The organism is Mycolicibacterium parafortuitum (assembly GCF_010725485.1).
Taxonomy (GTDB): Bacteria; Actinomycetota; Actinomycetes; order Mycobacteriales; family Mycobacteriaceae; genus Mycobacterium.
The window spans coordinates 5252530-5277992 of the sequence record NZ_AP022598.1 but is presented as its reverse complement, the minus strand read 5'-3'; the positions used below and the strand labels follow the sequence as shown (position 1 = coordinate 5277992).

Genomic DNA, 25463 nt, shown 5'->3' with positions numbered 1-25463 from the left:
GTGCGGAGGGGTGCGTCGTCGGCACCAAGAGTTCACCGTGATGGTGTAGACGTATCCCTCAACATGGCCGATATCACCGCCCCGCCCTCCGAAGCCCAGCTCAAGGAGATCCTGCGGGCCCTCGACAACCTCGACCTGCCGGCAGTGACCGCCTTGCTGCGGCCGTTGTCGTCGATCCAGATCGTCGACGTGCTGGAACGTCTCGACCGTCAGGACCGGGCGGTGCTCTACCGCGTCCTGCCCAAGGATCAGGCGCTGGAGGTCTTCGAGATCCTCGCCCCCAGCCTGCAGGGTGACCTGGTCGGCGCGCTGCAGGACGACGCCGTCGCCGCGCTGTTCGCCGACCTGGATCCCGACGACCGGGTCGAACTCCTCGACGAGTTGCCCGCGACGGTGGCCGGCCGGCTGATGCGTGGCCTGCCGGCTGACGAACGCGAGCTGACCGCCGCGGTGCTGGGCTATCCGCAGCGGTCGATCGGACGTCGGATGAGTCCGGAGTTCGTGTCGGTGCGTCCGGCGATGACGACGGCCGAGGCGCTCACCCGGGTCACCGCGGGCTTGGGCGACGCCGAGACCATCTACACGCTGCCGGTGGTCGACGACGGACGCGTGCTGATCGGGGTGGTCAGCCTGCGGCGGCTCCTTGCCGCCGAGCCGGGAACGACGGTCGCCGAGGTGATGCGCCCGCCGCACTGGGCGCGCGCCACCGAAGACGCGGAGAAGGCTGCCCGGCGGTGCGCCGATCTGAGGATGCTGGCGCTTCCGGTCGTCGACAGCGAGACACGGCTGGTCGGCATCCTCACCGTCGACGACGCACTGCAGATCTTGGAAACCGCCGAGTCCGAGGACCAGGCGCGCATCAGCGGCACCGAACCGCTCCGCCGGCCCTATCTGACCGCGCCGGTGGCCGACCTCGTCCGGTCACGCGTCGTCTGGCTGCTGGTGCTCGCCATCGGCGCCACGCTGACGGTGCAGGTGCTCGAAGTCTTCGAGGCGACTCTGGCCGAGGTGGTGACCTTGGCGTTGTTCGTCCCGCTGCTGATCGGCACCGGTGGCAACACCGGCAACCAGGCCGCGACGACCGTCACCCGCGCTCTGGCGCTCGGCGACGTGGGACCCCGGGATCTGGGCAGGGTGCTGTTCCGCGAACTCCGGGTCGGGCTATCGCTGGGTCTGCTGCTCGGCAGCCTGGCGTTCGTCGTGACGAGCCTGGTGTACGACCGCTCCATCGGGATCGTGATCGGGTTGACCCTGGTGAGCCTGTGCACGATGGCGGCCACGGTCGGTGGGGCGATGCCGTTGATCGCCCGGGCGATCCGCGTCGATCCCGCGGTGTTCTCGAACCCGTTCATCTCCACGTTCGTCGATGCCACCGGTTTGCTGATCTACTTCATGATCGCCAAAGCCGTCCTCGGCATCTGATCCGCGATTTCCGCCCGGAGAACGAGTTCTGGCACAATAAGCGGCTGTCCGCGTACGGCTTCCTCGATCACTCGACGGATGCGCCGTGACGCGGTCACACACGTAAGGCAAAACCGGGTCCCGGCATCCCGCCGCGATCGCCGAATTGCAGCGTGGCAATCACAGGAGAGAACGCTCAACATGGCTGTCAAGATCAAGCTCACCCGCCTCGGGAAGATCCGCAACCCGCAGTACCGCATCGCCGTCGCCGATTCGCGCACCCGCCGCGACGGCCGCTCGATCGAGGTCATCGGCCGGTACCACCCGAAGGAAGAGCCCAGCCTCATCGAGATCGACTCGGAGCGCGCGCAGTACTGGCTCGGCGTCGGCGCCCAGCCCACCGAACCCGTGCTGCAGCTGCTGAAGATCACCGGCGACTGGCAGAAGTTCAAGGGCCTGCCGGGTGCCGAGGGCACCCTGAAGGTCAAGGAGCCCAAGCCCAGCAAGCTGGATCTGTTCAACGCCGCGCTCGCCGAGGCCGAGGGTGGCCCCTCGACCGAGGCCACCACGCCCAAGAAGAAGAAGGCCCCGGCCAAGAAGGAAGAGGCCCCCGCCGAGGCTGCGGCCGAGCAGGCCTCCGACGCTCCGGCCGAGGCCGCCGCCGAGTCCGACGCTCCCGCTGCCGAATGAGCTCGGTCGTCGTCGACGCCGTGGAGCACCTGGTCCGCGGAATCGTCGACAATCCTGACGACGTCCGCGTCGACATGGTGACCAACCGCCGCGGCCGCACCGTCGAGGTGCACGTTCACCCCGACGACCTGGGCAAGGTCATCGGGCGCGGTGGCCGCACCGCGACCGCGCTGCGCACCCTCGTCGCCGGCATCGGCGGCCGAGGGATCCGCGTCGACGTGGTGGACACCGACCAGTAGCGGATCCGAGGCCGGCCTGATGGATCTCGTCGTCGGGCGAGTCGCGAAAGCACACGGCGTCACCGGAGAACTGTCCGTCGAGGTTCGTACCGACGACCCCGGCGGACGGTTCGTTCCCGGCGCAACACTGCGCGCGCGTGCGCCGCGCGGTGGCTCCGAACGCAATTTCGTCGTGGAATCCGTTCGCCCGCACGGTGATCGGCTGCTGCTGCGGCTGGAGGGTGTCGGTAGTCGCGATGCCGCCGAGGCGCTGCGCGGCACTCTCTTCCTGGTCGACTCCGGCAGCCTGCCGCCGATCGAGGATCCCGACGAGTTCTACGACCATCAGCTCGAAGGGCTCAAGGTCGTCACGACCGCCGGGCATGACGTCGGCACGATCGCCGAGGTGTTGCACACCGCCGCAGGCGAATTGCTCGCCGTCCGGGACGCGGACAACGCCGAGGTCCTGGTGCCGTTCGTATCGGCGATCGTGGTCTCGGTGTCGCTGCAGGACCAGCTCGTGACCATCGACCCGCCCGAGGGTCTTCTCGAGCTGGGCTGACACATGCGCATAGACGTGGTGACGATCTTCCCCGCGTTCCTCGATGCGCTGCGGCAGTCGTTGCCGGGCAAGGCCATCGAGGCGGGGATCATCGAGTTCGCCGTGCACGACCTGCGCCGGTGGACCCACGACGTGCATCGCTCCGTCGACGACGCGCCCTACGGCGGGGGACCGGGAATGGTGATGAAGGCGCCGGTGTGGGGACCCGCGCTCGACGAGATCTGTACGCCGGAAACGCTTCTCGTAGTACCCACGCCCGCGGGCCGTTTGTTCACCCAGAGCGTTGCCCAGCGCTGGACACAGGAGAAGCATCTGGTGTTCGCGTGCGGGCGCTACGAGGGCATCGATCAGCGGGTGATCGACGACGCGGCCACCCGGATGCGGGTGGAGGAGGTCTCCATCGGAGATTACGTGCTCCCGGGCGGCGAATCGGCCGCGGTGGTGATGATCGAGGCCGTCGCGCGGTTGCTTCCCGACGTGCTGGGCAACCCGGAGTCGCACCAGGACGACTCACATTCCGCTTACGTCGGCGGCCTGCTCGAAGGCCCGAGCTATACGCGGCCGGCGACCTGGCGGGGGCTCGACGTCCCCGAGGTGCTGCGGTCCGGTGACCACGCGCGCATCGCCGCGTGGCGGCGTCAGCAGGGGCTCGAACGCACCCGGGAACGCCGCCCGGACCTGCTGCCCGATGAGCTCCGGTCCTCGCCCGAGGAAGGCTAGATCGCCCCGTCCGGGAACATCGTCCGCACCGCGTCGGTGATGGTCCGGCGGGCGGCGTCGTCACCGGAGGCCTGCATCGAGGCGATCACCACCACGTACCGGCGATCGGTGCCGACGACGCCGGTGGACACGTGCATCCAGTCGGCGCCGACGCAGCACATCCAGCCCTGTTTGACCGCCACCGGTTCGGCGTAGAGGCCCTCGGGGATGCCGAACCGCTGCGGGTACACCCCTCCCGGCGCCATGCCGTCCGGTGCGGTGGGGGTCGACGCGGCGAGGTTGGACACGATGATGTCGACCTGCTCGGCCGGCAACCCGCCTGCGCCCGAGAGCAGCATGTCGTAGTAGCGGACCAGATCGGCGGCCGTGCTGGTGGTGTTGAACCACCGGCCGTTGCCGGGTTTGCCGGTCGACGTCAGCCCGTAGCGCCGCACCACCCGGTCGATGATGTCGGTGCCGCCGCCGCGGTTCCAGAACACCTCGGCGGCGCTGTCGTCGGAGGCCCGCAGCATCACGTCGAGCGCCTCCCGATCCTCGGGTGACAGCGTGGTGCGCCCCTGGGTCACCTGCAGCAGCAGGTCGTCGGCGATGAACAGCTTGACCACCGACGCGATCGCGAACGGGCGGTCGTTGCCGTTGGTAACCAGCACGCCGGTGTTGCGGTCGAGTACGGCGGTGGTGATATCGGCTCCGGCATCAGCGGCGCGCGCGGTCGCCAGTGCCTCACGATCGGACAGGCCGAGGAACGATGCCGGCGGCTCGTCAGGCGGCACCTCCGGAACCGGGGCCGTCGCTCCCAGTGGTGCGACCACCGCCCTATGCGGACCTTCGGAGACCGGGGGAGCGCTGCTGCCCGTCGCGGCGCAGCCTGCCGCGACGGCGACCAGAGCAGACATCGCCGCCTTGGTGGTGAACAGCCGTGCCGGCCGTCGCATCGCTGGCATCCTCCAAGTCGTATGGGCCCGTGAAGAACGTGGCGTGATGAAGGTGGCGTGCAGGAACCTGTCCCCGAATCCAGGCACGCGCAGCACGCCGCCCGGTCAGACAAGGGTAGCCCCTGAATACCCGGCGCGTTGCTCACGAACCCCACCAGTCCCACGGCCCGATCCGCCGATTTCGGGGATCAGCACTCCGTCTGGCACAATTGGGCAGTTGTCTGTGCACGGCTGGGGTGGCATGCCCCGGTATCAGGCGCACGACAAGCCTAAGACGCCCGAATAACACATCGGCTCCGCCACGTCATCAGGACGCGGGTGCGACGCCGCGAACAGCAAGGAAGTGTCACCGATGAACACGCTGGATTTCGTCGACCAGGCATCGTTGCGCGACGATGTGCCGGCTTTCGGCCCCGGCGACACCGTCAATGTCCACGTCAAGGTCATCGAGGGCTCCAAGGAGCGCATTCAGGTCTTCAAGGGCGTCGTGCTCCGTCGCCAAGGCGGTGGCGTCCGCGAGACCTTCACGGTGCGCAAGGAGAGCTACGGCGTCGGTGTCGAGCGCACCTTCCCCGTGCACTCGCCCAACATCGACCACATCGACGTGCTCACCCGTGGTGACGTGCGTCGCGCGAAGTTGTACTACCTGCGCGAGCTGCGCGGCAAGAAGGCCAAGATCAAGGAGAAGCGCTGACCCAGGCGCCGGCCCTTGGTGGTCGCACAGGCGCGGCGTCGCGCTGACTAGTCTGATCACGTGACGTCGCCCTCTGAGCCCGCAGGGGCCCCTGGCCAACCCCAGCTTCCGGACGATCAATCCGCCGATCCCACCGTCGAAGACCCCGGCGAACGCGCGGACGACAAGAAGGCCGGCAAGAAGCGGGGCGCGCTTCGCGAAGCCGCGATCCTCATCACCATCGCGTTGGTGATCTACTACGTGATGCTGACGTTCATCGCGCGGCCTTACCTGATTCCGTCGGAGTCGATGGAGCCGACGCTGCACGGATGCAACGGTTGCGTCGGCGACCGGATCATGGTCGACAAGCTGTCCTACCGCTGGGGATCGCCGCAGCCCGGTGATGTCGTCGTGTTCAAGGGCCCGCCGAACTGGAGCATCGGCTACAAGTCGATCCGGTCCGACAATGCCGCGGTCCGCTGGGTCCAGGACGCGCTCTCGGTCGTCGGCTTCGTCCCGCCCGACGAGAACGATCTGGTCAAACGGATCATCGCCACCGGCGGCCAGACGGTCCAGTGCCGTGTCGACACCGGGCTGACCGTCGACGGCAAACCGCTCAACGAGCCCTACCTCGATCCCGAGACGATGATGGCCGACCCGGCCGTGTATCCGTGCCTCGGCAACGAGTTCGGGCCCGTCACCGTGCCGGAAGGCCGGCTGTGGGTGATGGGTGACAACCGCACCCATTCGGCGGATTCCCGCACGCACTGCACCAACGAACCCGCCGACGTGCAGAAGGGTCTGCTGTGCACCGGCGACCCGACGGCCGGGACGATCCCGGTGGAGAATGTCATCGGTAAGGCCCAGTTCATCGCGTGGCCGCCCGGTCGCTGGGGCGGTGTGAACTCGGTGAACCCGCAGAGCTGACAGGAGGCGCGCACACTTGCCGGCTGCTTGGCCCCCGCGAACGGTCATCCGCAGATCGTCGGGCCTGCGCACCCTGGAATCGGCGCTGTACCGCGCCGGTCTGGGACCCGTCGCCGGTGTCGACGAGGTCGGCCGCGGCGCGTGCGCGGGACCATTGGTGGTCGCGGCGTGCGTGCTCGGACCGAACCGATTGGAGAGTCTGTCCGCGCTCGACGATTCCAAGAAGCTCAACGCCAGTGAGCGCGAGCGGCTGTTCCCGCTGATCCGGCGCTATGCACTGGCGTATCACGTGGTGTTCATCCCGTCGGAGGAGGTCGACCGTCGCGGGGTGCACGTCGCCAACATCGAGGGCATGCGCCGTGCGGTGGCGGGCCTGTCGGTGCGGCCGGGCTATGTGCTCTCCGACGGCTTCCGGGTGCCCGGCCTGCCGATGCCGTCGCTGCCGGTGATCGGGGGTGACGCGGCGGCGGCCTGCATCGCGGCCGCCAGCGTGCTGGCCAAGGTGAGCCGCGACCGGCTGATGGTCGCGATGGACGACGACCATCCCGGCTACGGCTTCGCCGACCACAAGGGTTACAGCACCCGGGCGCATTCCGCGGCGCTGAACCGCCTTGGTCCGTCGACCCAACACCGGTTCTCTTTCATCAATGTGCGACGTTTGGTCGTCGACGGGGAACCCGGGGAGCATGCCGAACTCGAGTGCGGGAAAATATTCGATGACGTCCAGGGAGACGGCGGACTACGTGAAGGACAGCTGAGCCGATGAGTGCCGAAGATCTCGAAAAGTATGAAACCGAGATGGAGCTGTCGCTGTACCGCGAGTACAAGGACATCGTCGGTCAGTTCAGCTATGTGGTGGAGACCGAACGGCGGTTCTACCTGGCCAACAGCGTGGAGATGATCCCGCGCAACGCCGACGGCGAGGTCTACTTCGAGCTGCGTCTCGGCGACGCCTGGGTGTGGGACATGTACCGGCCGGCGCGGTTCGTCAAGCAGGTGCGGGTGATCACGTTCAAGGACGTCAACATCGAAGAGGTGGAGAAGCCCGAGTTGCGGCTCCCCGAGTAGCGGGGTCAGGACCCCCGGACGGCGACCCCGCGGAGCACGGTGTCGCGCGCCAGGATCAGCGCGCTCCGCACGCCGATCTGCTGCAGGATGTTCTCCGGTATCCACTGCTCACCGATGATGCACCGGGTCAGCATGTCGGTCCCGGCGTTCAACCGGGCGCCGTCGACGTGGATCTCGCCGCTGCGTATCCCCTCGGAAAGAAGCGTTTTCATCTGACGGATCCGGGTGGTGAACGACCACGCGGGGTTCGCCGAGTCCGGCGGCGACTGCCGCAACCATGCCAGCTGGATGCGGAACTCGTCGGGGAAATGATCGAGCGCGTTGATGTTGAGCCAGCTCAGCGCGTCGAGTTTCTCCAAGGTGCTCGACTCCGACCGGACGATGTCGGTCCACCCGCCGCCGACCTTGTGGCCGAACTCGAGCATGATCGACATCAGCAGTTCGTCCTTGGAACCGATCACCCGATAGACGGTGCCGGTGCCCAGCCCCGCGGCCGAGGCGATATCACGGATCGTCGTCATCTCGTAGCCCCGACGGCCGAACTCGGAGCGGGCCACCGCACGCACATGCGCGGCCTTGAGATCGATGTCGTCCTCGGTGTCGTCCCAGCTCGCGATGACCCTCTCGGCGACCGCGAACGCTGCCGATCGGTCCAGGTCCGCGTCGGTGGGCGGTTCGGCGGCGAGCCCCTGCAACGCGATCCGGCACTTCAGGGTGGCCAGCTGGTCGACGGGGGCGTTATGCCGGATGACATCGAGGCCGACGTGCAGCATGCTCTGGCACAGTCGGTCGGCCAGGGTGGGCAGGTCGACGTCGGAGCGGATGTCGCCGCTCCAGCGGCCTGCCCGCAACGTCTGCAGCATGGCGGCCTGGATCTTCGACGGCCGGCGCGCGGTCAGTTCGATCAACTCGGGATCGTTGCTCGGCGCCTCATAGAACGACATCTGCAGCGCTGCACGATGTTCGACCGCGCATCGGGCGATCGCACACCCCAACTCGGTGATCCGGTCGGTCACGGTCCGGGCATCGGCGTCATCGATCCGCTCCAGTGCGAGATCCCCGATCCGGTCCAGATCTTCGTGGTAGAGCCGGATCAACTCGATGAGAATGGCTTCTTTGGAATCGAAGTGGTGGTACAGGCTGCCGGCGAGAATGCCTGCGGCATCGGCGATCTGCTGCACGGAACTGCGCAGCCCGGTGGTGGCGAAGACGGTGTTCGCCGTCTTGAGGATCTCTGTGCGCCGGGGCACATCTGCAGCCGGTGAATCGGACACCGCGGCCAGGTGGGCAGCGGATCCCCGCTTCCTGTGAGCGGAACGCGCCCGCTTGGCGTCACGCCCTGCGGCGTCGGCATCGGCCATGCCTAGCGGACGCTGCCCGATGATTGCTGCACGGTCTCTGATCCTACCGAGTCCACGGTCATTTTCGCCGGTTCGGGGAACGCGACGTCGGCATTGTCGGGCATGGCACTGATGCCCCGCCGGTCGCACACGTGCAGCACCTCGTCGACAATCGAGTCAGGCACGATGAACTGTTCTGTCGACGACACCGCATCCAGGTTGGCTTCGATGTCCTCGGCCGTCGGATCGGCGCTGTCGTCGGCCAGCCATCCGTCGCCGAGTCCGACAAACACCCGGGCGTACCGGCCCGCGCAGGCCGAGTAGTTGCGGTGACTGAACCTGCAGCTGTGGCTGGCCAGGAAGGTCACCAGCGGGACGACCAGTTCGGGGCGGATCGCCCGCATGAAGCCGGACTCGGCGAGAAACCTCTCGTCGCCGACCGTCTCGGTGACCATTCGCGAAAAACCAGTCGGCAAAACCGTATTGGATGCGATGCCGTGCGCTGCGCCCTCGATGGCGATGACGTTGGAGAGGCCGACCAAACCGGTTTTAGCGGCTGCGTAGTGGGCCTCCATCGGCTGGCCGAAGTTGCCCGCGGACGAGGAGATGAACACGAACCGGCCGTACCCCTGCTCCCTCATCACGGTGTAGGCCGGCCGGCTCAGGAAGAACCCGCCGTCGAGGTGCACAGCCAGCATCCGGCGCCAGGCGTCGGTCGAGAGTTGTTCGAAAGGAACTGAATTGAAGATACCGGCATTACTGATGACTACGTCGAGCCTGCCGAAAGCACCGACCGCACAGTCCACGATCGCCTGGCCACCATCAGGGTTGTCCACCGAATCGTAGGACGCGACGGCCCGGCCACCGGCCTCGGTGATCTCGTCGACCACCTGATCGGCCACGGCGGTGTCCGAACCGTCGCCGTACATGGTGCCGCCGAGATCGTTGACCACCACCGCGGCGCCCCGCCTCGCCAGGTCGAGAGCGTAGAGCCGTCCCAGCCCACGCCCGGCGCCGGTGACCACCGCGACCTGTCCGGTGAAGTCGATCATCTATGGGCCTCCACCGTCGTCCGCGGCACCCGTGCGGGCGTCACCGCTGATTGACTCCAATGGACCCGAACCTTACGGTGGAACGAATATTTGGTCAACGGCCGAATATGTGGTCAACGGTGACGAGGCGGACGCGGAGGCGCGGGTGGCCGACGAGGCGGATCACGACCGGTATCCCGGTCTGACGATGCTGGGCTCCGCGCTGGCCGGGCGACCGTTGTCGGTGGCCGCCGACGCACCCGGCCAACCCCCGTGGACCGACGGTCAGACGGTCTTCGTCGATCCGTCCGCGGCGCCACGGGACACGCTGCGCACCGTCGCGGTGCAGGCCTCGCTGATCGCGGCGGGCAGCCTCGACCCCGACGTACTCGGTGCGCTGACGCGGCGGCCCAAGACGGCGACGCGCTATCTGGCGATCGAGGGTCACCGCGCACTCGTGGCCAACGAGGATCTGCTGCCGGACATCCTCGGCGGACTCGTCGACCACCGCATCGCGGGCCGCAGCGATTCGGCGGCCGGATCGCTGGCGATCGCATCGGGTAAAGACCCCGTCGACGAGCCGCCCGCGGTTTTCGGCGTGCTGCAGCCCAAGAAGGTGCTGACCGCAGGGCGCGCGGGCAGCCAGGTCGATCACGAGAGCGCCGGACACGTGCCCCGCAACCGCGACGACAAGGGCGCGCTCGAGGAACTCGACGACGGCGAGGTCGACGACACCGATGATCCCGACCTGTTCAGCAGCCCGGTCGGCGGCGGCGGGTTCATCGGAAAGTGGCTGAAGAAAATGCTGTCCTCATCGCGTAAGACCGGCAGCGGCGATGGTCCGCCCGGCGCCGATTCGCCGACCCACCGGGTCAACTCGGCGCGGCGCGGGGCGAACGCGGTGGCCTCGTTGGCCTCGGCGCCGGCCGAAGCGGGCGCCGACGTCCAGGGCGCCGGCTTCACCTATCCGGAATGGGATGTCGGACGCAGGGCGTACCGGCCGGGCTGGTGCACGGTGCGTGAGGTATCGCCTCGGATGAAACCCGTTGCGGCCCAAGATATCGACACAGTGATCGGGGTGCGCAGACCCCTCGCGCGGCTCGGGATGGGACTGCATCGCCGTCACCGGCAGCCGCAGGGCGACGACATCGACATCGACGCGGCGGTCGAGGCGCGGGTGGAGGTCAGGGCCGGGTCGACGCCCGAGGAAGCCGTGTACCTCGACAGTCTGCGGCGCCGCCGTGACCTGTCGGTCCTGCTGTTGCTCGACATCTCCGGATCCACCGCCGAGGCCGGCTCGGCGGGCCGCACCGTACACCAGCAGCAGCGCGAGGTGGTCGCCCATCTCGCCGTCGCGCTGCACGACCTCGGTGACCGGGTGGCGCTGTATGCGTACTACTCGCAGGGCCGCAAGGACGTCACGGTCGTGCCGGTCAAGCGATTTGACGAGCATCTCGATGCCGCGGTCAGCAGGCGTCTGAACAGCCTTGAACCCGCGGCGTTTTCACGTCTCGGGGCGGCTATCCGGCACGGGTCTGCGGTACTCGAGGCGCGCGGTGGCACCGCCAGGCGGCTGCTGGTGGTGCTCTCGGACGGGCTGGCCTACGACCACGGATACGAGCGGGCCTACGGCGCCGCCGACGCGCGCCGGGCATTGACCGAGGCGCGCAGGCGCGGTACGGGCTGTGTGTGCCTGACCGTCGGCGCGAGCACCGACGCCGCATCGCTGCGCTCGGTCTTCGGCAGCGCGGCGCACGCGATGATCGGCCACCCCGACCAGCTCGCCGGGGTGATCGGTCCGATCTTCCGGTCCGCGCTGCGCGCCGCCGAGGTGCGGCGTCGCATCGCGTGACGACGACGGATTCAGTACGCCGCAGCCAAGCGGATGAGGGTGCGGACGAGGGAAGGAAGACAATGGGCAGCGAGACAGCGTACGAACCCGCGACCGCCAACCAGAACGGGGCGTCCACACACGCGCGGAACCGGCCGTACTACACGCCGGTCGGCAACGAGGAGGCCGTGTTCCGGGCCGCCTACCGGCAGGGCCTGTCGATCGTGCTGAAGGGCCCGACGGGCTGCGGCAAAACCCGCTTCGTCGAGGCGATGGCCCATGATCTCGGCAGGCCGCTGATCACCGTCGCGTGTCACGATGACCTGACCACCGCGGACCTGGTCGGGCGCTATCTGCTGAGCGGCGACGAAACCGTGTGGGTGGACGGCCCGCTGACCCGTGCCGTGCGCGAGGGTGCGATCTGTTATCTCGACGAGGTCGTCGAGGCCCGCCAGGACACCACCGTGGTGCTGCATCCACTGGCCGACCACCGCCGCCAGCTGCCGATCGAACGGCTCGGCGTCACGCTGGACGCCGCGCCGGGGTTCGGTCTGGTGGTCTCCTACAACCCGGGCTACCAGAGCGTGCTCAAGGATCTCAAGGACTCCACGCGCCAACGCATGGTGGCCATCGAGTTCGGTTTCCCCGCACCGGAAATCGAGGAGTCCATCATCGCCCACGAGGCCGGTGTCGATCACGAGACCGCCGCTGCGCTGGTGCGGTTCGGCCAGGCCATCCGCAGGCTGGAGACCGGAGGACTGCGCGAGGTGGCCTCCACCCGTGTCCTGATCGCGGCCGGCCGGCTGACCGTCGAGGGACTGAGCCTCGGCGAAGCGGCGCTCGCCGCGATCGCGGGGCCACTGACCGACGACGCGACGGTGGGCCGCGGCCTGGCCGAGATGATCGATGTCTATCTCAATACCGCGACGGGCGGCGGTGATTGACGCTGCCGGACGGCGCCGCTAGGGTCTGAACAAATATTAGGTTTTGGCAGTCCGCCGACCCTGACCGAATGCGCGTCTGCCGAGGAGGCCAGATGTCCTACGAGAGCACCGCGGAGCCCATCAAGGTCGGCTACCTGATGGACTTCAAGCTCCCGCCCGGTTTTCCCGACGAGTTGTTCGCGTCGTTCACCCGGACATTCGAGTTGGTGTTCGCCGAGGCGGTCGAACAGGGCCTGATGGACCGCTCGGTGCAGATGATCTACCGCGAGGTCGAAGGGCTGCCGAAGGGTTCGGTGAAGGCGGTGATCGACGCCTACGGCGAACTCGTCGACGAGGGCTGCCTGGTGGTGTTCGGGCCGAACATCACCGACAACTGCGTGCCGCTGCGCGAGGCGATCGAGGAGCGGTTCAAGGTGCCCGCGATCAGCGTGACCGGAACCGACGACTGGCTGGGTGAGTGGACGTTCGCGTTCCCGCAGGGGTCGATGACCGACGAGCCGATTTTCCTGGTCGACCTGGTCGCCAAGCGTGGCCTCACCGAGATCGGTGTGCTCGTCGAACAGAGCCTGATCGGCGAGAGCTACCTGAAGAATCTGAGAACCGCGTGTCGCCGCAAAGGAATTCGCATCGTCGCCGAGGTGGAGATCGCGCAGACCGCGCAGGACACCGACGCCGCCGTACAGACGCTGCACGAAGCCAAGGCCGAGGCGATCATCCACCTGGGCTTCGGATTCGGCATCGTGTTCGTCAACCCCGCACTGGACAGTCTGGGCTGGGATCCGCCTCGGTTCACCACGACAGCGTTCCAGAACGCCTGGGTCAACCCGATCATGTGGAACGCGTTCATGGGGTGGGTCGGCGTCGACCAGTACGACGAGCAGAACCCGATCGGGCAGGCATTCCTGGACCAGTACGCCGAGGCCTACGACGGCAGCCGGCCCGAGTACTGCGTGACCGTCGTGAACCGTGACGTCGCCGCGACCCTGGTGCGGGCGTTCACCGATGCCCATCCACTCAGTCCTCGCGGGGTCAAGGAGGCCCTCGAGCGGGTCAAGATGCTACCGGCTGCATCGGGAGCGCCGGGAACCCGTGTCTCCCTGGGCAAATGGACCCGTCGCGCATGGATGGGCGCCGGGTATCTGGTGGCCCGCAAGCTCGACGCCGACGGGGTGAACTCGCATCTGGTCGACCGGTTCGGGGAGGCGTAAGGGCGGTGACGACCCAGGACGAGCTCGACACGGGAACCACCGAGTCCGCGCCACGGAAGGGACCCAACTGGGGGCGCTGGATCTCGCTGTTCGCCTGGCTCGGCTTCCTCGGATTGTTCGCCGCGGTCGGACGTACCGAGGTCGACCCGCGGGTGGCCAACCCGAACGTCGAGGGACGGCCCCGGCCGGTGGAGTTCCTGACCGGGTTCGACCACTGGCAGATCATCCCGCAGGTGGGCGCGCTGCTGATGGTCGTGGTGCTGACCATCGTGTTCATTCGGGGCTGGCGCAAGAACCCCGGCAGCCCGGTGCTGTTGATGATGCTGGTGACCACGCTGATCGTGTGGCAGGACCCGATCATGAACTGGGCGCCGTACGCGGTGTACAACCCGATTCTGTTGCACTGGCCGGAGAACTGGCCGCTGATCATGATGTCGCCGACCGTGGAACCGTTCATCGTGTTCGGCTATGTGACGTTCTACTTCGGCCCGTATTTCCCGGCGATATGGATCCTGCGCAAACTCCAGGCCAAACACGGCCCGCAATCCTTCGCCAGCAGGCACCCGCTGATCAGCCTCGGCGGGCTGGTGTTGGTGATCGGCTTCATCTTCGACGCGATTCTCGAGATCAGCCTGGTCCGCACCGGCCTGTACATCTACTCACAGGCCATCCCGTTCGGAACACTGTTCCCCGGCACCACCTTCCAATTCCCGCTGCTGTGGGAATCGCTGTCGGTGACCTTCGTGATGATCCCGGCCGCGATCCTGGTCTACCGCGACGACACCGGCAAATCGGTGGCGGAGAAGCTTGCCGCGAGGGCACGGCTGTTCCCGAAGAAGCCGGTGCTGGGCACGTTCCTGGTGATGTTCGCGATCATCAATGTGTCGTACTTCGCGTACGGCTCCTGGTTCTGGGCGATCAAGGCCAGCGGGCTGGCCACTGCCGTCGCGTGCCCGTGGCCCTATCCCGAGGCGAAGGTCTTCGACCCGCAGGGCTATTTCGAGGAGAACGGCGCGGAGGGGCCGTATTCGGTGGGCAAGTGGTCGACGTGGCAGTACGCGCTGCCCGACGGTCGACCCGATGTGGAACGGGGGTCCAAGAGCATGAAATGCGCGACCGAGGGCAACGAATGACCGGGCATCGCACGGTCCTGATCACCGGCGCCTCCCGTGGGCTGGGCTTCGCGTCGGCGGTGCGCCTGTATCGCGAGGGCTGGCGGGTGGTCGCCGCGATGCGCACCCCCGACCGCGGGATGCCGCTGCTGCGTGAGGCGACCGGCGCGGCCGACGGCGACGACCGGCTGATCGGCGTCACCCTCGACCTGACCGACGCCGCGTCGATCGCTGCGGCCGCCAAGACGATCGAAGAGTCCATCGGGGCGCCGTACGCGATCGTGCACAACGCCGGGATCTCGGCGGCTGGAGCCGTCGAGGAGGCCGACACCGAACTGTGGGAGCGGATGTTCGCCACCCACGTGCTCGGCCCGGTGCAGCTGACCAAGGCGTTGCTGCCGGCGATGCGGCAGGCCGGGGAGGGCCGGATCGTGCTGGTGTCCAGCGCGGGCGGTGTGCGCGGGCAGCCGGCAATCGCGCCGTACTCGGCGGCCAAAGGCGCGCTGGAGCGCTGGGGTGAGTCGATGGCCGGCGAGATCTCGCCGTTCGGTCTCGGGGTGACGATCCTGGTCACCGGCACCTATGACACCGACATCATCACCGACGCGGGCACCACCGACGACCGCGACTTCGCCGGGCCGTACGCCCGGATCCACCAGACGATGGACGCTCGTGGCCGGATGGCGATGCGGATGGCCCGGCCGCCGGAGCGGTTCGCCGACGGACTGCTCAGGGCTCTGCACGACGACGCGGCCTTCCGCAGGCGTGCGGTGGGACCCGACGCGGCGATGTTGTTGGCGGCCAACAGAATTCTCCCCGCCGCCGGCATGCACCACATGTCGCGGCTGGTGATGGGAATCCCGCGCAAGGGCGCGATGCGGGGCGGGGCGTGGCCGCTGACGACCGCGCAGCGCGCAATGGTGCGGGCGGCCAAGGTGATTCCAGAACCCGCGATGAAACGGCTGGCCGACTTTGCCGCTCGGCGGGCCGTGCAAAACGGTGCCGCGCGACAGGAAGGTGCGACCAATGGCTGAGGGCGGCCACGAGTCGAGGATGCTGATCGACGGAAAGCTCGTCGACGGTGAGGCGGGCACGTTCGTCAACATCAATCCCGCGACCGAGGAGGTGCTCGGTGAGGTCGCCGACGCGTCAAGGGCCGACATGCTCCGCGCGATCGACGCCGCGCGGCGGGCGTTCGACGAGACCGACTGGTCGACGAACCACGGCCTGCGCAAGCGGTGTCTCGAGCAACTCCACGACGCCCTGGAGGCCGAGAAGGAGGAACTGCGCGAGGAACTCATCCGCGAGGTCGGCGCGCCGCGGGCGGTCACCCACGGCCCGCAGCTCGACGCCCCGCTGGCCGATGGGCTGCGGTATCCGGCCCGGCTGATCGAGACCTTCCCGTGGGAAACCGATCTCGGCGACATGGTGGTCTCCGTGACCGGGGTGAACACCACCAGGAAGGTGTGGCACGAACCCGTCGGTGTGGTCGGCGCGATCACGCCGTGGAATTTCCCGTTCGAGGTCGCGATCAACAAGCTCGGCCAGGCGCTGGCCGCGGGGAACACCGTCGTGCTCAAACCTGCACCGGATACCCCGTTCAACGCCACCAGGATCGGGCGGCTGATCGCCGAGCAGACCGATATCCCGGCCGGTGTCGTCAATATCGTCACCGCGTCGGATCATCTCGTCGGCGAGGAGCTCACGCTGTCGCCGAAGGTCGACATGATCTCGTTCACCGGTTCGACCGCCGTCGGTAAGCGGATCATGGAGAAGGGCGCCGCGACGATGAAGCGGCTCTTCCTGGAGCTCGGCGGCAAGTCAGCGACGATCGTGTTGGAAGACGCAGACTTCAGCACCGCCTGCCTGATCGGCATCGGACCGTTGATGCACGCGGGTCAGGGTTGTGCCGCGCCGACGCGAATGTTGTTGCCACGCTCGCGGTATGACGAGGGCGTCGCGATCTTGACGGGCATCTACGAGAACATCAAGGCGGGTGACCCGCAGGATCCCGGCAACCTGTGCGGTCCGGTCATCTCGGCCAAGCAGCAGGCCCGCATCCTCGGCTACGTCAACAAGGGTGTCGAGGAGGGGGCGACACTGCTGGTCGGCAGCACCGAGGCGCCGGCCCGGTTCGACAAGGGTTTCTGGGTGGACCCGACGCTGTTCACCGACGTCGACAACTCGATGACCATCGCGCAGGAGGAGATCTTCGGGCCCGTGCTGGCGGTGATCCCGTACGACGACGAGGACGACGCGGTTCAGATCGCCAACGACAGCGTCTACGGCCTGGCGGGCAATGTGATGTCGGGCTCGCTGGAGCGCTCGTTGAGCGTCGCGCGCCGGTTGAGGGCTGGATTCATCGGTCTCAACGGCACCGCAGGCTACGGCGCGGACACGCCGTTCGGCGGCTACAAAGACAGCGGGGTCGGCCGCCAGAACGGAATCGTCGGCTTCGGCCAGTACACCGAGATCAAGTCCGTCGCCTACCCGGCCCAGTAATCGGCTCAGGGCGAGTTCAGGCGGAAGGCCAGGAGGTATAAGTGTCCCAATTGTTCGACGATCTGGAAGATTTCGGGTCGTTCGACGACGCCGTATCCGGCGACGTGCGCGACCCGTACCCGGAACTGGCCAGGCTCCGGCGCGAGGAGCCGATCCAGCGCATCGACATGTCGGCGATGCCGGGTGAGGAAGGCAAACCCGTCTTCATCGTGTACCGCTACGAGGACGCGCAACAGATGCTGCGCGACAACGAGACATTCTCGTCCTCAGGGGTGATCGCGGCGTTCGGTCCGGTGCTCGGCGACCGGGTGATGCTCGGCATGGACGAGCCGGTGCACGGAAGGTTGCGCTCTCTGGTGTCGAAGGCGTTCTCGCAGAAGGCGTTGTCGCGCTGGGAGAACGAACTGGTCGGGCGTGTCGCCAACGAACTGATCGACACGTTCGAGGGCAATGGCAAGGCAGACCTGGTGAAGGAGTTCACCTTCGACTACCCGAGCCGCATCATCGCCGGGCTGCTCGGATTGCCGGAAGAGGACTATCCTCAGTTCCAGCGCTGGTCCATCTCGTTGTTGAGCTGGATCCTGAACCCGGAACGCGGGTTGGCCGCATCGGCCGCGCTGTGTGAGTACTTCGCCCCGATCCTCGCGGCGCGCCGCGAGGATCCCAAAGAGGACCTGATCAGCCTCCTGGCCGAGGCGGAGATCGACGGCGAGAAGCTGACCGACGAAGAGATCTACTCCTTCCTGCGACTGCTACTGCCCGCCGGCGTCGAGACCACGTACCGCTCGCTGGGGAACCTGCTGTTCGCATTGCTGACCGACAGCGCGCAACTGGACGCCGTCCGGGCCGATCGGTCGCTGATCCCGCAGGCCATCGAGGAAGCGGTGCGCTGGAATCCGCCGCTGTTGACGATCACCCGCACCACCACCTGCGACACCGTGCTCGGCGGGGTGGAGATCCCGCAGGGGTGCTCGGTGCTGCCGATGCTGGGTTCGACCAACCGGCAGGAGGACCGCTGGGAGAACCCCGACGACTTCGACCTTTTCCGTCCGGCGAAGGCGAACCTCGGCTGGGGGTACGGCGTGCACGTCTGCCTCGGTATGCACCTGGCCCGCCTGGAGATGCGCACCGCGGTCAATCTTCTGCTGGACCGGCTGCCGAACCTGCGGATGGACCCCGACGGGGACGATCCGCACATCCGCGGGCAGGTGTTCCGGTCTCCGACGTCGTTGCCGGTTTTGTTCGATGCCATCAAGGAGTAGTGAGTGACCGACCAGATCGACTACGAGACCGTCGACTATTTCACCGACGCGTCCCTGGTTCCTGACCCGTACCCGTATTTCGATCATCTCCGATCGAAATGCCCGGTGACACAGGCGACCCCGTTCGAGGTCCTGGCCGTCACCGGATACGCCGAGGCGCTGTCGGTGTACAAGAATCCGGCGTTCTCGTCCTGCAACTCGGTGGCCGGGCCCTTCGCCGGGATGCCGTTCGGGCCGGGCGAGAGCGACGACGTGACCGATCTGATCGAGCAGCACCGCGGCGCGGTGCCGATGGCCGAACACATCACCTCCCAGGACCCGCCGGTGCACACCCGCACCCGGGGGTTGCTGAGCCGGCTGATCACGCCGAAGCGCCTCAAGGAGAACGAGGACTTCATGTGGCGGCTGGCCGACCGCCAGCTCGACACGTTCATCGACAACGGCAGCGCCGAGTTCCTCGCCGACTACGCGAAACCGTTCTCGCTGTTGGTGATCGCCGATCTGCTCGGTGTTCCCGCCGAGGACCACGAACAGTTCAAGGCGGCGTTCGCACTGGAGACCGTCGGTGAACTCGGCAAGGAAGCTCCGACATCGCACAACCCGCTGGAGTGGCTCAACGAGAAGTTCCACGGCTACATCGAGGACCGCAGGCGCAGTCCACGCGAGGACGTGCTGACCGAACTCGCGCAAGCCAAGCACGAGGACGGGTCGACGCCCGACATCGAGGACGTGATGAACCTGTCGACGTTCCTGTTCGCCGCGGGCACCGAGACGACCACCAAACTGGTCAGCTCGGCGGTGCGGTTCCTCGGGGGCAACCCGGGTTACGAGGCGATGCTGCGGTCGGACCGCAGCAAGATCCCGGCGTTCCTCGAGGAGACGCTGCGGATGGAGAGTCCGGTCAAATCGCACTTCCGGATGGCGAGCACGACGACGACCATCGGCGACGTGACCGTGCCCGCGGGCAGCACGGTGATGGTGCTGCCCGGTGCGTGCAACCGGGATGCGCGAAAGTTCGAGAACCCGAACGAGTTTCAACCTGACCGATCCAATGTGCGGGAACAGATCGCGTTCATCCGCGGCGCGCATTCGTGTCCCGGTGCGCCGCTGGCGCGCGCCGAGGGCCGCATCTCGCTGGAACGGATCCTCGACCGGATGGAGAACATCGCGATCTCCGAGGAACACCACGGGCCCGCCCACGACCGGCGATACACCTACGAGCCGACGTTCATCATGCGTGGCCTGTCCGAGCTGCACATCACGTTCACCACGAAGGGGAATCAATGACCGGGAAACTGGAGGGCAAGGTCGCTTTCATCACCGGCGCCGCCCGCGGGCAGGGCCGCGCGCATGCGATCGCGATGGCCCGGGAAGGTGCGGACATCATCGCGGTGGACATCTGCCGTGACATCCCGTCCAACCCGTACCCGTTGGCCACCCCCGAGGATCTCGCCGAGACCGAGCGCTCGGTCAAGGAAACCGGCCGCCAGATCCTGGCCAGAGTCGCCGATGTCCGCGAGCGCCACGAACTGCGGGACGCGGTCGAGGCCGGCGTCGCCAATTTCGGCAAGATCGACATCGTCGTCGCCAACGCCGGCATCCTGCCGATGGCGATGGGCAACCCCGACCCGATGGGCTTCGTCGACGCGTCCGACGTCGACCTCGTCGGCGTGATGAACACCGTCGCGGTCGCGATCCCGCACCTGCCCGACGGTGCGTCGATCATCGTCACCGGCTCCACCGCGGGCATGATCCGCGGCACCACCACGAGCCCGGACATGGGCCCCGGCGGCGCCGGTTACGGCTGGAGCAAGCGTGTCGTCATCGAGTACGTCGAGGAGATGAGCCTGCACCTGGCGACCCGGATGATCCGCGTCAACGCGATCCACCCGACCAACTGCAACACCCATCTGCTGCAGAACGAGGGCATGTACGGGGTATTCCGCCCCGACCTGAAGGCCGAGGGCAAGACCCCGACCCGTGAGGACGCCGAACCGCTGTTCTCACTGTTCCAGGCGATGCCGATCCCGTACATCGAGCCCGAGGACATGGCGAACCTCGGGGTCTTCTTGGCCAGTGACGACAGCCGCTACATCACCGGCCAGCAGATCCGCGTCGACGCGGGCTCACTTCTCAAGTGGCCCAACGGTCCCGGGGGATAGCCGGACCGGTCAGTCGGGCCGGTGCAGGAATCCGTGCAGGATGGCCTGCACCAGCTCGTCGACGATCGCCTCGCGCGGCGGGGGAGTGTTGCCGAAGAACGTGGACCGCAGCGCCACCATGCCGACGATCATGGCCACGGTGGAGTGCGCGGGCAGATCTGGTTGGTTCGACCGCATCCCGCGCAGCTGCATCCCCTCCGCGCTGATCTGGCCGAGCACGCTGAGCGAGCGCCGGATATCGGCGATACCGAGGGCCTCGATGTCCTCGTCGCTGAGTCCGTCCGCGGCCACCAGGGTGAGCAGCAGGCCGCGATGTTCGACGAGCACGTCGTAGAGCGCACCGACGAACTGTCGGGACAGCTCCTCCTCGTCGGTCTCCTCCGGGACGACGGCTTGCCAGGTGTCGCGGAACTCGTCGAGAAAGCTGGTGAACGGGGTGACGAGGGCTTCGCGAAACAGCCCGGCCTTGGAGCCGAAGTGGCGAAACAGCAGATACTCGCTGACGCCGGCGGCCTCGGCGATCTCACGGGTCGTCGTGGCGCGATAATCCCTGCGCGCGAAGAGATCCCGCGCTGCATCGAGCAGGAGACGGCGCGCTTCTCCGCGGGGCCGGCGGGGGCTGCGGGCCTCGGAGTCTGGCTGGTTACTGGGTGAATGTCGCTGGGGCACCGGAGTTCAGCGTAGTCGGGCCTTGACCGTGGCCCATTTAATAGTGTCCACTATTAAATGTGGGAGCACTCATAATGATCGGCAGTCTGGCCGCGATCGCCGCGCTCATCTTCGGCCTGGTCCTCTGCTTCGATCCGGAGGCGCGGAACCGGTGAGCGGCGAACTCTCACCAGCGCTGTTCGCGGGCCTGACGTTCGCCTACGTCGGTGGAATCCTGTTCCTGGTGCTCGGGGTGTACCTCAGCGTCCGGCGTGGGCGGTTGCATCCGCTGCTGCTGGTCTCGATCTCGGCGATCTCGTTCTCGTGGATCGAGGCCCCGTACGACTGGGCCGTGTACGCCCAGTTCCCACCGGAACTGCCCCGGATGCCGTCGTGGTGGCCGCTGAACATGACCTGGGGCGGCGGACTGCCGTCGGCAGTTCCCATCGGCTACATCGCCTACTTCGTGCTTCCCGCCGTCATCGGCGCGGCGCTGGGCCGGCGGGCGGTGCACCGGTTCGGGTGGCGCAGGCCGCAGACACTGTTGATCGTCGGGTTCCTGGTCGGCTTCTGCTGGGCGTTGCTGTTCAACGGGTTCTTCGGTCCGCGGCTCGGGGTGTTCGTCTACGGCTACGTGATCGACGGTCTGGCGATCTTCCAGGGCAGCAGGTATCAGTACCCGATCTACGACGCGGTCGCGATGGGTCTGCAGATGATGGTGCTCACCTACCTGCTGGGTCGCACCGACGAGCAGGGCCGCAACGTCATCGAGATCTGGTCGGACAAGCGCTCGTCGAGCAAGCTCGGGTCGGCGCTGCTGTCGATCGCGGCGGTGGTGGTGGTCGGGCACGCCATGTACCTGGCGGTATTCGCGCCACACCTGGCCACGAAGCTGGGCGGCTGGGTGACCGTCGGCCCCACCGAACAGCTGTGGCCCGGTATCGAGAACCAGCCGAGGTAGGGGAGTCGTCAGAGTGGCCAACAATGCGGTCGAATTGTATTACGACCCCTACGATTACGCGATCGACGACGATCCGTACCCGGTGTGGCGACGGCTGCGCGAAGAGGCTCCGCTGTACTACAACGACAAGTATGGTTTCTACGCGTTGAGCCGGTACGACGATGTGTCGCGCGCACTTCCGGACTGGGAGACCTACCGCTCAGGGAAGGGCACCACCGCCGACATCCTGTTCAACAACATCGAGGTGCCGCCCGGCATCCTGCTGTTCGAGGATCCGCCGCTGCACGATCTGCACCGGCGGCTGCTGTCGCGGGTGTTCACCCCGCGCCGCATGCTCGCGGTCGAGGACCTGGTCCGCGGATTCTGCGCACGAGCCCTCGACCCGCTGATGGACCGCGACGGCTTCGATTTCGTTGCCGATCTCGGCGCGATCATGCCGATGCGCACGATCGGCTATCTGCTCGGCATCCCGGAGGAGGGGCAGGAGCAGATCCGTCAGCGCACCGACCAGAACATCACGGTCGGTGATGCGGCAGGCGATGTCAGCGCGACGGTGTTCGCCGAATCGCTGGCGTTGTTCGCCGAGTACATCGAGTGGCGCGCGTCGCACCCGTCGGACGATCTGATGACCGACCTGCTCAACGCGCAGGTCGAAGAACCCGACGGCGCGCTTCGCAAACTCGAACGCACCGAGGTGCTGGCCTACACCGCGATGATCGCGGGCGCCGGCGGTGAGACCACAGCCCGTCTGATCGGGTTCATGGGGGAGTTGCTCGGTAACCATCCCGACCAGCGCCGGGAGCTCGTCGCCGATCCGTCGCTGATCCCGTCGGCGGTCGAGGAGACCCTGCGGTTCGAGCCGCCGTCGCCGGTGCAGGCCCGCTATGTGGCGCGTGATGTCGAACTCTACGGGCAGACGGTGGCCGAGGGCTCGTTCATGTTGCTGCTCAACGGATCCGCCAACCGCGACGATGCCCGCTACGCCGATCCCGACCGCTACGACATCCACCGCAAGGGCGGACACCTGAGCTTCGGGCAGGGGCTACATTTCTGCCTCGGGTCGGCGCTGGCGCGGCTGGAGGCGCGCGTCGCGTTCGAAGAGGTCTTCAAGCGATGGTCGGATTGGGAGGTCGACTATCAGACCGCAAGCAGGGCAAGGACGTCGAGCGTGCGCGGGTGGGCGCGCATGCCGGTGCGTACGGGATGACGCGTGGGATGGATGACTGGGCGTCAGGTTCCTGACACACTGGACGGATGCGCACCTCACGGCAGTGCTGGCTCACCGACATGGACGGCGTGCTCGTCCGTGAAGAACACGCGCTGCCCGGGGCCGCGGAGTTCCTGCAGCGCCTGACCGATCGCGAACGGCCGTTTCTGGTGCTGACCAACAATTCGATCTTCACGCCTCGCGATCTGGCGGCCCGGCTGGCCAGATCGGGTCTGGGCGTACCTGAATCCGCGATCTGGACCTCAGCGCTGGCCACTGCGGCCTTTCTGGCCGATCAACTGCCCGGCGGATCGGCGTACGTGATCGGCGAAGCCGGGCTGACCACCGCGCTGCACGAGGCCGGGTACACGCTGACCGACATCGACCCCGACTTCGTCGTGCTCGGTGAGACGCGTACCTACTCGTTCGAGGCGATCACCAAGGCGGTGCGGCTCATCCTGGGCGGCGCCCGGTTCATCGCCACCAATCCCGATGTCACCGGCCCGTCGGCCGAGGGCCCGCTGCCGGCGACGGGATCCGTCGCGGCGATGATCACCAAGGCGACCGGCCGGGAACCGTATTTCGTCGGCAAGCCGAACCCGATGATGTTCCGTAGCGCCCTGAACCGCATCGAGGCGCACTCGGAGAACACGGTGATGGTCGGCGACCGGATGGACACCGACGTGGTCGCCGGAATCGAAGCCGGACTCGAAACCATCCTGGTGCTCACCGGCTCGACCACGGTCGAGGACGTGGACCGTTACCCGTTCCGGCCGAGCCGGGTGTTGCCGTCGATCGCCGAGGCCATCGACCTGATATGAATTCCGCTTGCTAGCTTGAGCGGATGACCGAACCTGCGCCCGATCCGGCGCGGCCACTGGCCGGCGTCCGGGTCATCGAGATCTCCAGCTTCGTCGCAGTCCCGTTGGCCGGCATGACCCTGGCACAGCTCGGCGCCGACGTACTGCGGGTCGACCCGGTCGGTGGCGCAGCCGACTACCGCCGCTGGCCGCTGACCGAATCCGGCGACAGCATCTACTGGGCCGGCCTGAACAAGGGCAAGCGGTCACTGGCGGTCGACATGCGCTCCGAACAGGGTCAGGCCCTGGTCACCCGGCTGATCGCCGATGCCGGTGTGTTCATCACGAATGTCGCTGGCCGCCAATGGCATTCCTACGAGGCCTTGCGCGAGACCCGTCCCGACCTGATCCACGCCGAGGTGTCCGGGCGCGGGGACGGCGGCACCGGCGTCGACTACACCGTCAACGCGGCCATCGGATTTCCCCTCGTCACCGGCCCCGCCGGGCTCAGTACCCCGGTCAACCACGTGCTGCCCGCCTGGGACGTCACCTGCGGCCTGTACACCGCGCTGTCGGTGGTCACCGCGCTGCGGCACCGCGACGCAACCGGCAACGGCCAGCGCATCAGCATCCCGCTGGAGAACGTCGCGCTCGCCACCGCGGGCAACCTGAGCCTGCTCACCGAGGCGATGATCAACGGCACGTCGCGCCAGCGCATCGGCAACGCCGTATACGGCACCTACGGGCAGAACTTCACCAGCAGCGACGGGGTGTCGTTCATGGTGGTGGCGCTGACCGGCCGGCATTTCCGGGATCTGAACACATTGACCGGCACCACGGAATCGGTTGCCGCGCTGGCGGAATCGCTGGGAGCGGACTTCTCCGACGAGGGTGAGCGGTTCCGGCACCGGGACGCGCTCAGCGCGCTGTACGCGGAATGGTTCGCCGCGCACACCGGCGCGGAGATCGCCGTGGCGCTGTCGCAGACCTCGGTGCTGTGGGAGCGCTACCAGACGTTCGCCGAGACCGCGACGGACCCGCGGGTCACCGACAACCCGTTGTTCACCGAACTCGACCAGCCCCGGATCGGGTCATATCTGGCCGCCGGCCTTCCGGTGTCGATCGACGGCGCGTACCCGAAGGCCGTGCCCGCACCGGCGCTCGGCGACGACACCGACACGGTGCTGACGGACTGGCTGTCCCTGGACCGGAGCCAGATCGACGAGCTGCGGGCCACGGGCACGGTGGCATGAGAGCGGGC

At 67.4% G+C, this 25463-nt stretch carries 26 protein-coding genes; 22 read left to right on the top strand and 4 right to left on the bottom strand.

Annotated features, from left to right (window positions below):
• Positions 1-63 precede the first annotated feature (63 nt).
• The 5 genes from mgtE (at position 64) to trmD (ending at position 3591) form a co-directional block, all read left to right on the top strand.
• Positions 64-1422: a magnesium transporter gene (mgtE, locus tag NTM_RS24960; protein ID WP_104864731.1), complete on the top strand. Its 1359-nt coding sequence runs from the start codon at positions 64-66 to the stop codon at positions 1420-1422.
• A 180-nt stretch (positions 1423-1602) separates the two neighbouring features.
• The gene (gene rpsP / locus NTM_RS24955) at positions 1603-2091 is read left to right on the top strand and encodes a 30S ribosomal protein S16 (protein WP_104864732.1); all 489 of its coding nucleotides are present in this window, start codon (positions 1603-1605) and stop codon (positions 2089-2091) included.
• Positions 2088-2330, top strand: coding sequence for an RNA-binding protein (locus NTM_RS24950; protein WP_003928628.1), 243 nt, complete (start codon positions 2088-2090; stop codon positions 2328-2330). The genes rpsP and NTM_RS24950 overlap by 4 nt, the downstream gene beginning before the upstream one ends.
• Positions 2331-2349: 19 nt before the next feature.
• A complete protein-coding gene (gene rimM, locus NTM_RS28685; protein WP_104864733.1) occupies positions 2350-2871 on the top strand; it encodes a ribosome maturation factor RimM in 522 nt (173 codons plus the stop codon).
• Positions 2872-2874: 3 nt separating this feature from the next.
• On the top strand, positions 2875-3591 hold the full coding sequence (gene trmD / locus NTM_RS28680; protein ID WP_104864734.1) for a tRNA (guanosine(37)-N1)-methyltransferase TrmD: 717 nt from the start codon (positions 2875-2877) through the stop codon (positions 3589-3591).
• On the opposite strand, the gene NTM_RS24940 is transcribed toward trmD, so the two are convergent.
• Positions 3588-4526, bottom strand: a complete 939-nt coding sequence (locus tag NTM_RS24940; RefSeq protein ID WP_104864735.1) for a serine hydrolase — start codon at positions 4524-4526, stop codon at positions 3588-3590. The genes trmD and NTM_RS24940 overlap by 4 nt on opposite strands.
• A gap of 352 nt (positions 4527-4878) precedes the next feature.
• Here NTM_RS24940 and rplS point away from each other — a divergent pair, with 352 nt between their 5' ends.
• Genes rplS through NTM_RS24920 form a run of 4 tightly spaced genes read left to right on the top strand, consistent with a single transcriptional unit; the run spans position 4879 to position 7194 of the window.
• Complete coding sequence (rplS, locus tag NTM_RS24935) at positions 4879-5220, top strand: 50S ribosomal protein L19 (protein ID WP_003928624.1); 342 nt, start codon at positions 4879-4881, stop codon at positions 5218-5220.
• Positions 5221-5280: 60 nt separating this feature from the next.
• The gene (gene lepB, locus NTM_RS24930) at positions 5281-6126 is read left to right on the top strand and encodes a signal peptidase I (protein ID WP_104864736.1); all 846 of its coding nucleotides are present in this window, start codon (positions 5281-5283) and stop codon (positions 6124-6126) included.
• A gap of 16 nt (positions 6127-6142) precedes the next feature.
• Positions 6143-6892, top strand: coding sequence for a ribonuclease HII (locus NTM_RS24925; RefSeq protein WP_104864737.1), 750 nt, complete (start codon positions 6143-6145; stop codon positions 6890-6892).
• Positions 6889-7194, top strand: coding sequence for a DUF2469 domain-containing protein (locus tag NTM_RS24920; protein WP_011895015.1), 306 nt, complete (start codon positions 6889-6891; stop codon positions 7192-7194). Before NTM_RS24925 ends, NTM_RS24920 begins: the two co-directional genes overlap by 4 nt.
• A gap of 5 nt (positions 7195-7199) precedes the next feature.
• Here the strand turns inward: NTM_RS24920 and NTM_RS24915 are convergent, their stop codons facing one another.
• Both NTM_RS24915 and NTM_RS24910 read right to left on the bottom strand, forming a co-directional pair.
• The gene (locus tag NTM_RS24915) at positions 7200-8555 is read right to left on the bottom strand and encodes a TetR/AcrR family transcriptional regulator (RefSeq protein ID WP_163768780.1); all 1356 of its coding nucleotides are present in this window, start codon (positions 8553-8555) and stop codon (positions 7200-7202) included.
• A gap of 2 nt (positions 8556-8557) precedes the next feature.
• Positions 8558-9586 (bottom strand): SDR family NAD(P)-dependent oxidoreductase, encoded by a 1029-nt coding sequence (locus NTM_RS24910; protein ID WP_163768778.1) that lies wholly within the window; start codon positions 9584-9586, stop codon positions 8558-8560.
• Between the two features lie 145 nt (positions 9587-9731).
• Between NTM_RS24910 and NTM_RS24905 the strand changes: the two genes are divergently transcribed.
• The 9 genes from NTM_RS24905 to NTM_RS24865 all read left to right on the top strand — a co-directional run bounded on the left by NTM_RS24905 (position 9732) and on the right by NTM_RS24865 (position 20586).
• Positions 9732-11417, top strand: a complete 1686-nt coding sequence (locus tag NTM_RS24905; RefSeq protein ID WP_232079832.1) for a nitric oxide reductase activation protein NorD — start codon at positions 9732-9734, stop codon at positions 11415-11417.
• A gap of 62 nt (positions 11418-11479) precedes the next feature.
• On the top strand, positions 11480-12340 hold the full coding sequence (locus NTM_RS24900; RefSeq protein WP_163768776.1) for a CbbQ/NirQ/NorQ/GpvN family protein: 861 nt from the start codon (positions 11480-11482) through the stop codon (positions 12338-12340).
• 92 nt (positions 12341-12432) lie between these two features.
• A complete protein-coding gene (locus tag NTM_RS24895; RefSeq protein WP_104864740.1) occupies positions 12433-13548 on the top strand; it encodes an ABC transporter substrate-binding protein in 1116 nt (371 codons plus the stop codon).
• 5 nt (positions 13549-13553) lie between these two features.
• Positions 13554-14681 (top strand): spirocyclase AveC family protein, encoded by a 1128-nt coding sequence (locus NTM_RS24890; RefSeq protein WP_232079831.1) that lies wholly within the window; start codon positions 13554-13556, stop codon positions 14679-14681.
• Positions 14678-15694: an SDR family oxidoreductase gene (locus tag NTM_RS24885; protein WP_179963991.1), complete on the top strand. Its 1017-nt coding sequence runs from the start codon at positions 14678-14680 to the stop codon at positions 15692-15694. Before NTM_RS24890 ends, NTM_RS24885 begins: the two co-directional genes overlap by 4 nt.
• On the top strand, positions 15687-17162 hold the full coding sequence (locus tag NTM_RS24880) for an aldehyde dehydrogenase family protein (protein ID WP_163768769.1): 1476 nt from the start codon (positions 15687-15689) through the stop codon (positions 17160-17162). Before NTM_RS24885 ends, NTM_RS24880 begins: the two co-directional genes overlap by 8 nt.
• A 41-nt stretch (positions 17163-17203) precedes the next feature.
• Complete coding sequence (locus tag NTM_RS24875) at positions 17204-18424, top strand: cytochrome P450 (protein ID WP_163768768.1); 1221 nt, start codon at positions 17204-17206, stop codon at positions 18422-18424.
• A gap of 3 nt (positions 18425-18427) precedes the next feature.
• On the top strand, positions 18428-19711 hold the full coding sequence (locus NTM_RS24870) for a cytochrome P450 (RefSeq protein WP_163768766.1): 1284 nt from the start codon (positions 18428-18430) through the stop codon (positions 19709-19711).
• On the top strand, positions 19708-20586 hold the full coding sequence (locus tag NTM_RS24865) for a mycofactocin-coupled SDR family oxidoreductase (protein ID WP_104864745.1): 879 nt from the start codon (positions 19708-19710) through the stop codon (positions 20584-20586). The genes NTM_RS24870 and NTM_RS24865 overlap by 4 nt, the downstream gene beginning before the upstream one ends.
• Positions 20587-20595: 9 nt before the next feature.
• On the opposite strand, the gene NTM_RS24860 is transcribed toward NTM_RS24865, so the two are convergent.
• Positions 20596-21255: a TetR/AcrR family transcriptional regulator gene (locus NTM_RS24860; RefSeq protein ID WP_104864746.1), complete on the bottom strand. Its 660-nt coding sequence runs from the start codon at positions 21253-21255 to the stop codon at positions 20596-20598.
• 151 nt (positions 21256-21406) lie between these two features.
• Here NTM_RS24860 and NTM_RS24855 point away from each other — a divergent pair, with 151 nt between their 5' ends.
• Genes NTM_RS24855 through NTM_RS24840 form a run of 4 tightly spaced genes read left to right on the top strand, consistent with a single transcriptional unit; the run spans position 21407 to position 25455 of the window.
• Positions 21407-22195 carry a spirocyclase AveC family protein gene (locus NTM_RS24855; RefSeq protein WP_104864747.1) on the top strand — a complete coding sequence of 263 codons (789 nt, stop codon included), beginning with the start codon at positions 21407-21409 and terminating at the stop codon, positions 22193-22195.
• A gap of 13 nt (positions 22196-22208) precedes the next feature.
• Complete coding sequence (locus NTM_RS24850; protein WP_163768764.1) at positions 22209-23402, top strand: cytochrome P450; 1194 nt, start codon at positions 22209-22211, stop codon at positions 23400-23402.
• A 47-nt stretch (positions 23403-23449) separates the two neighbouring features.
• Entirely contained in the window at positions 23450-24223 is a 774-nt protein-coding gene (locus tag NTM_RS24845) for an HAD-IIA family hydrolase (RefSeq protein WP_104864749.1), read from the top strand.
• Between the two features lie 23 nt (positions 24224-24246).
• Positions 24247-25455, top strand: coding sequence for a CoA transferase (locus NTM_RS24840; protein WP_163768762.1), 1209 nt, complete (start codon positions 24247-24249; stop codon positions 25453-25455).
• The last annotated feature ends 8 nt before the right edge of the window (positions 25456-25463 follow it).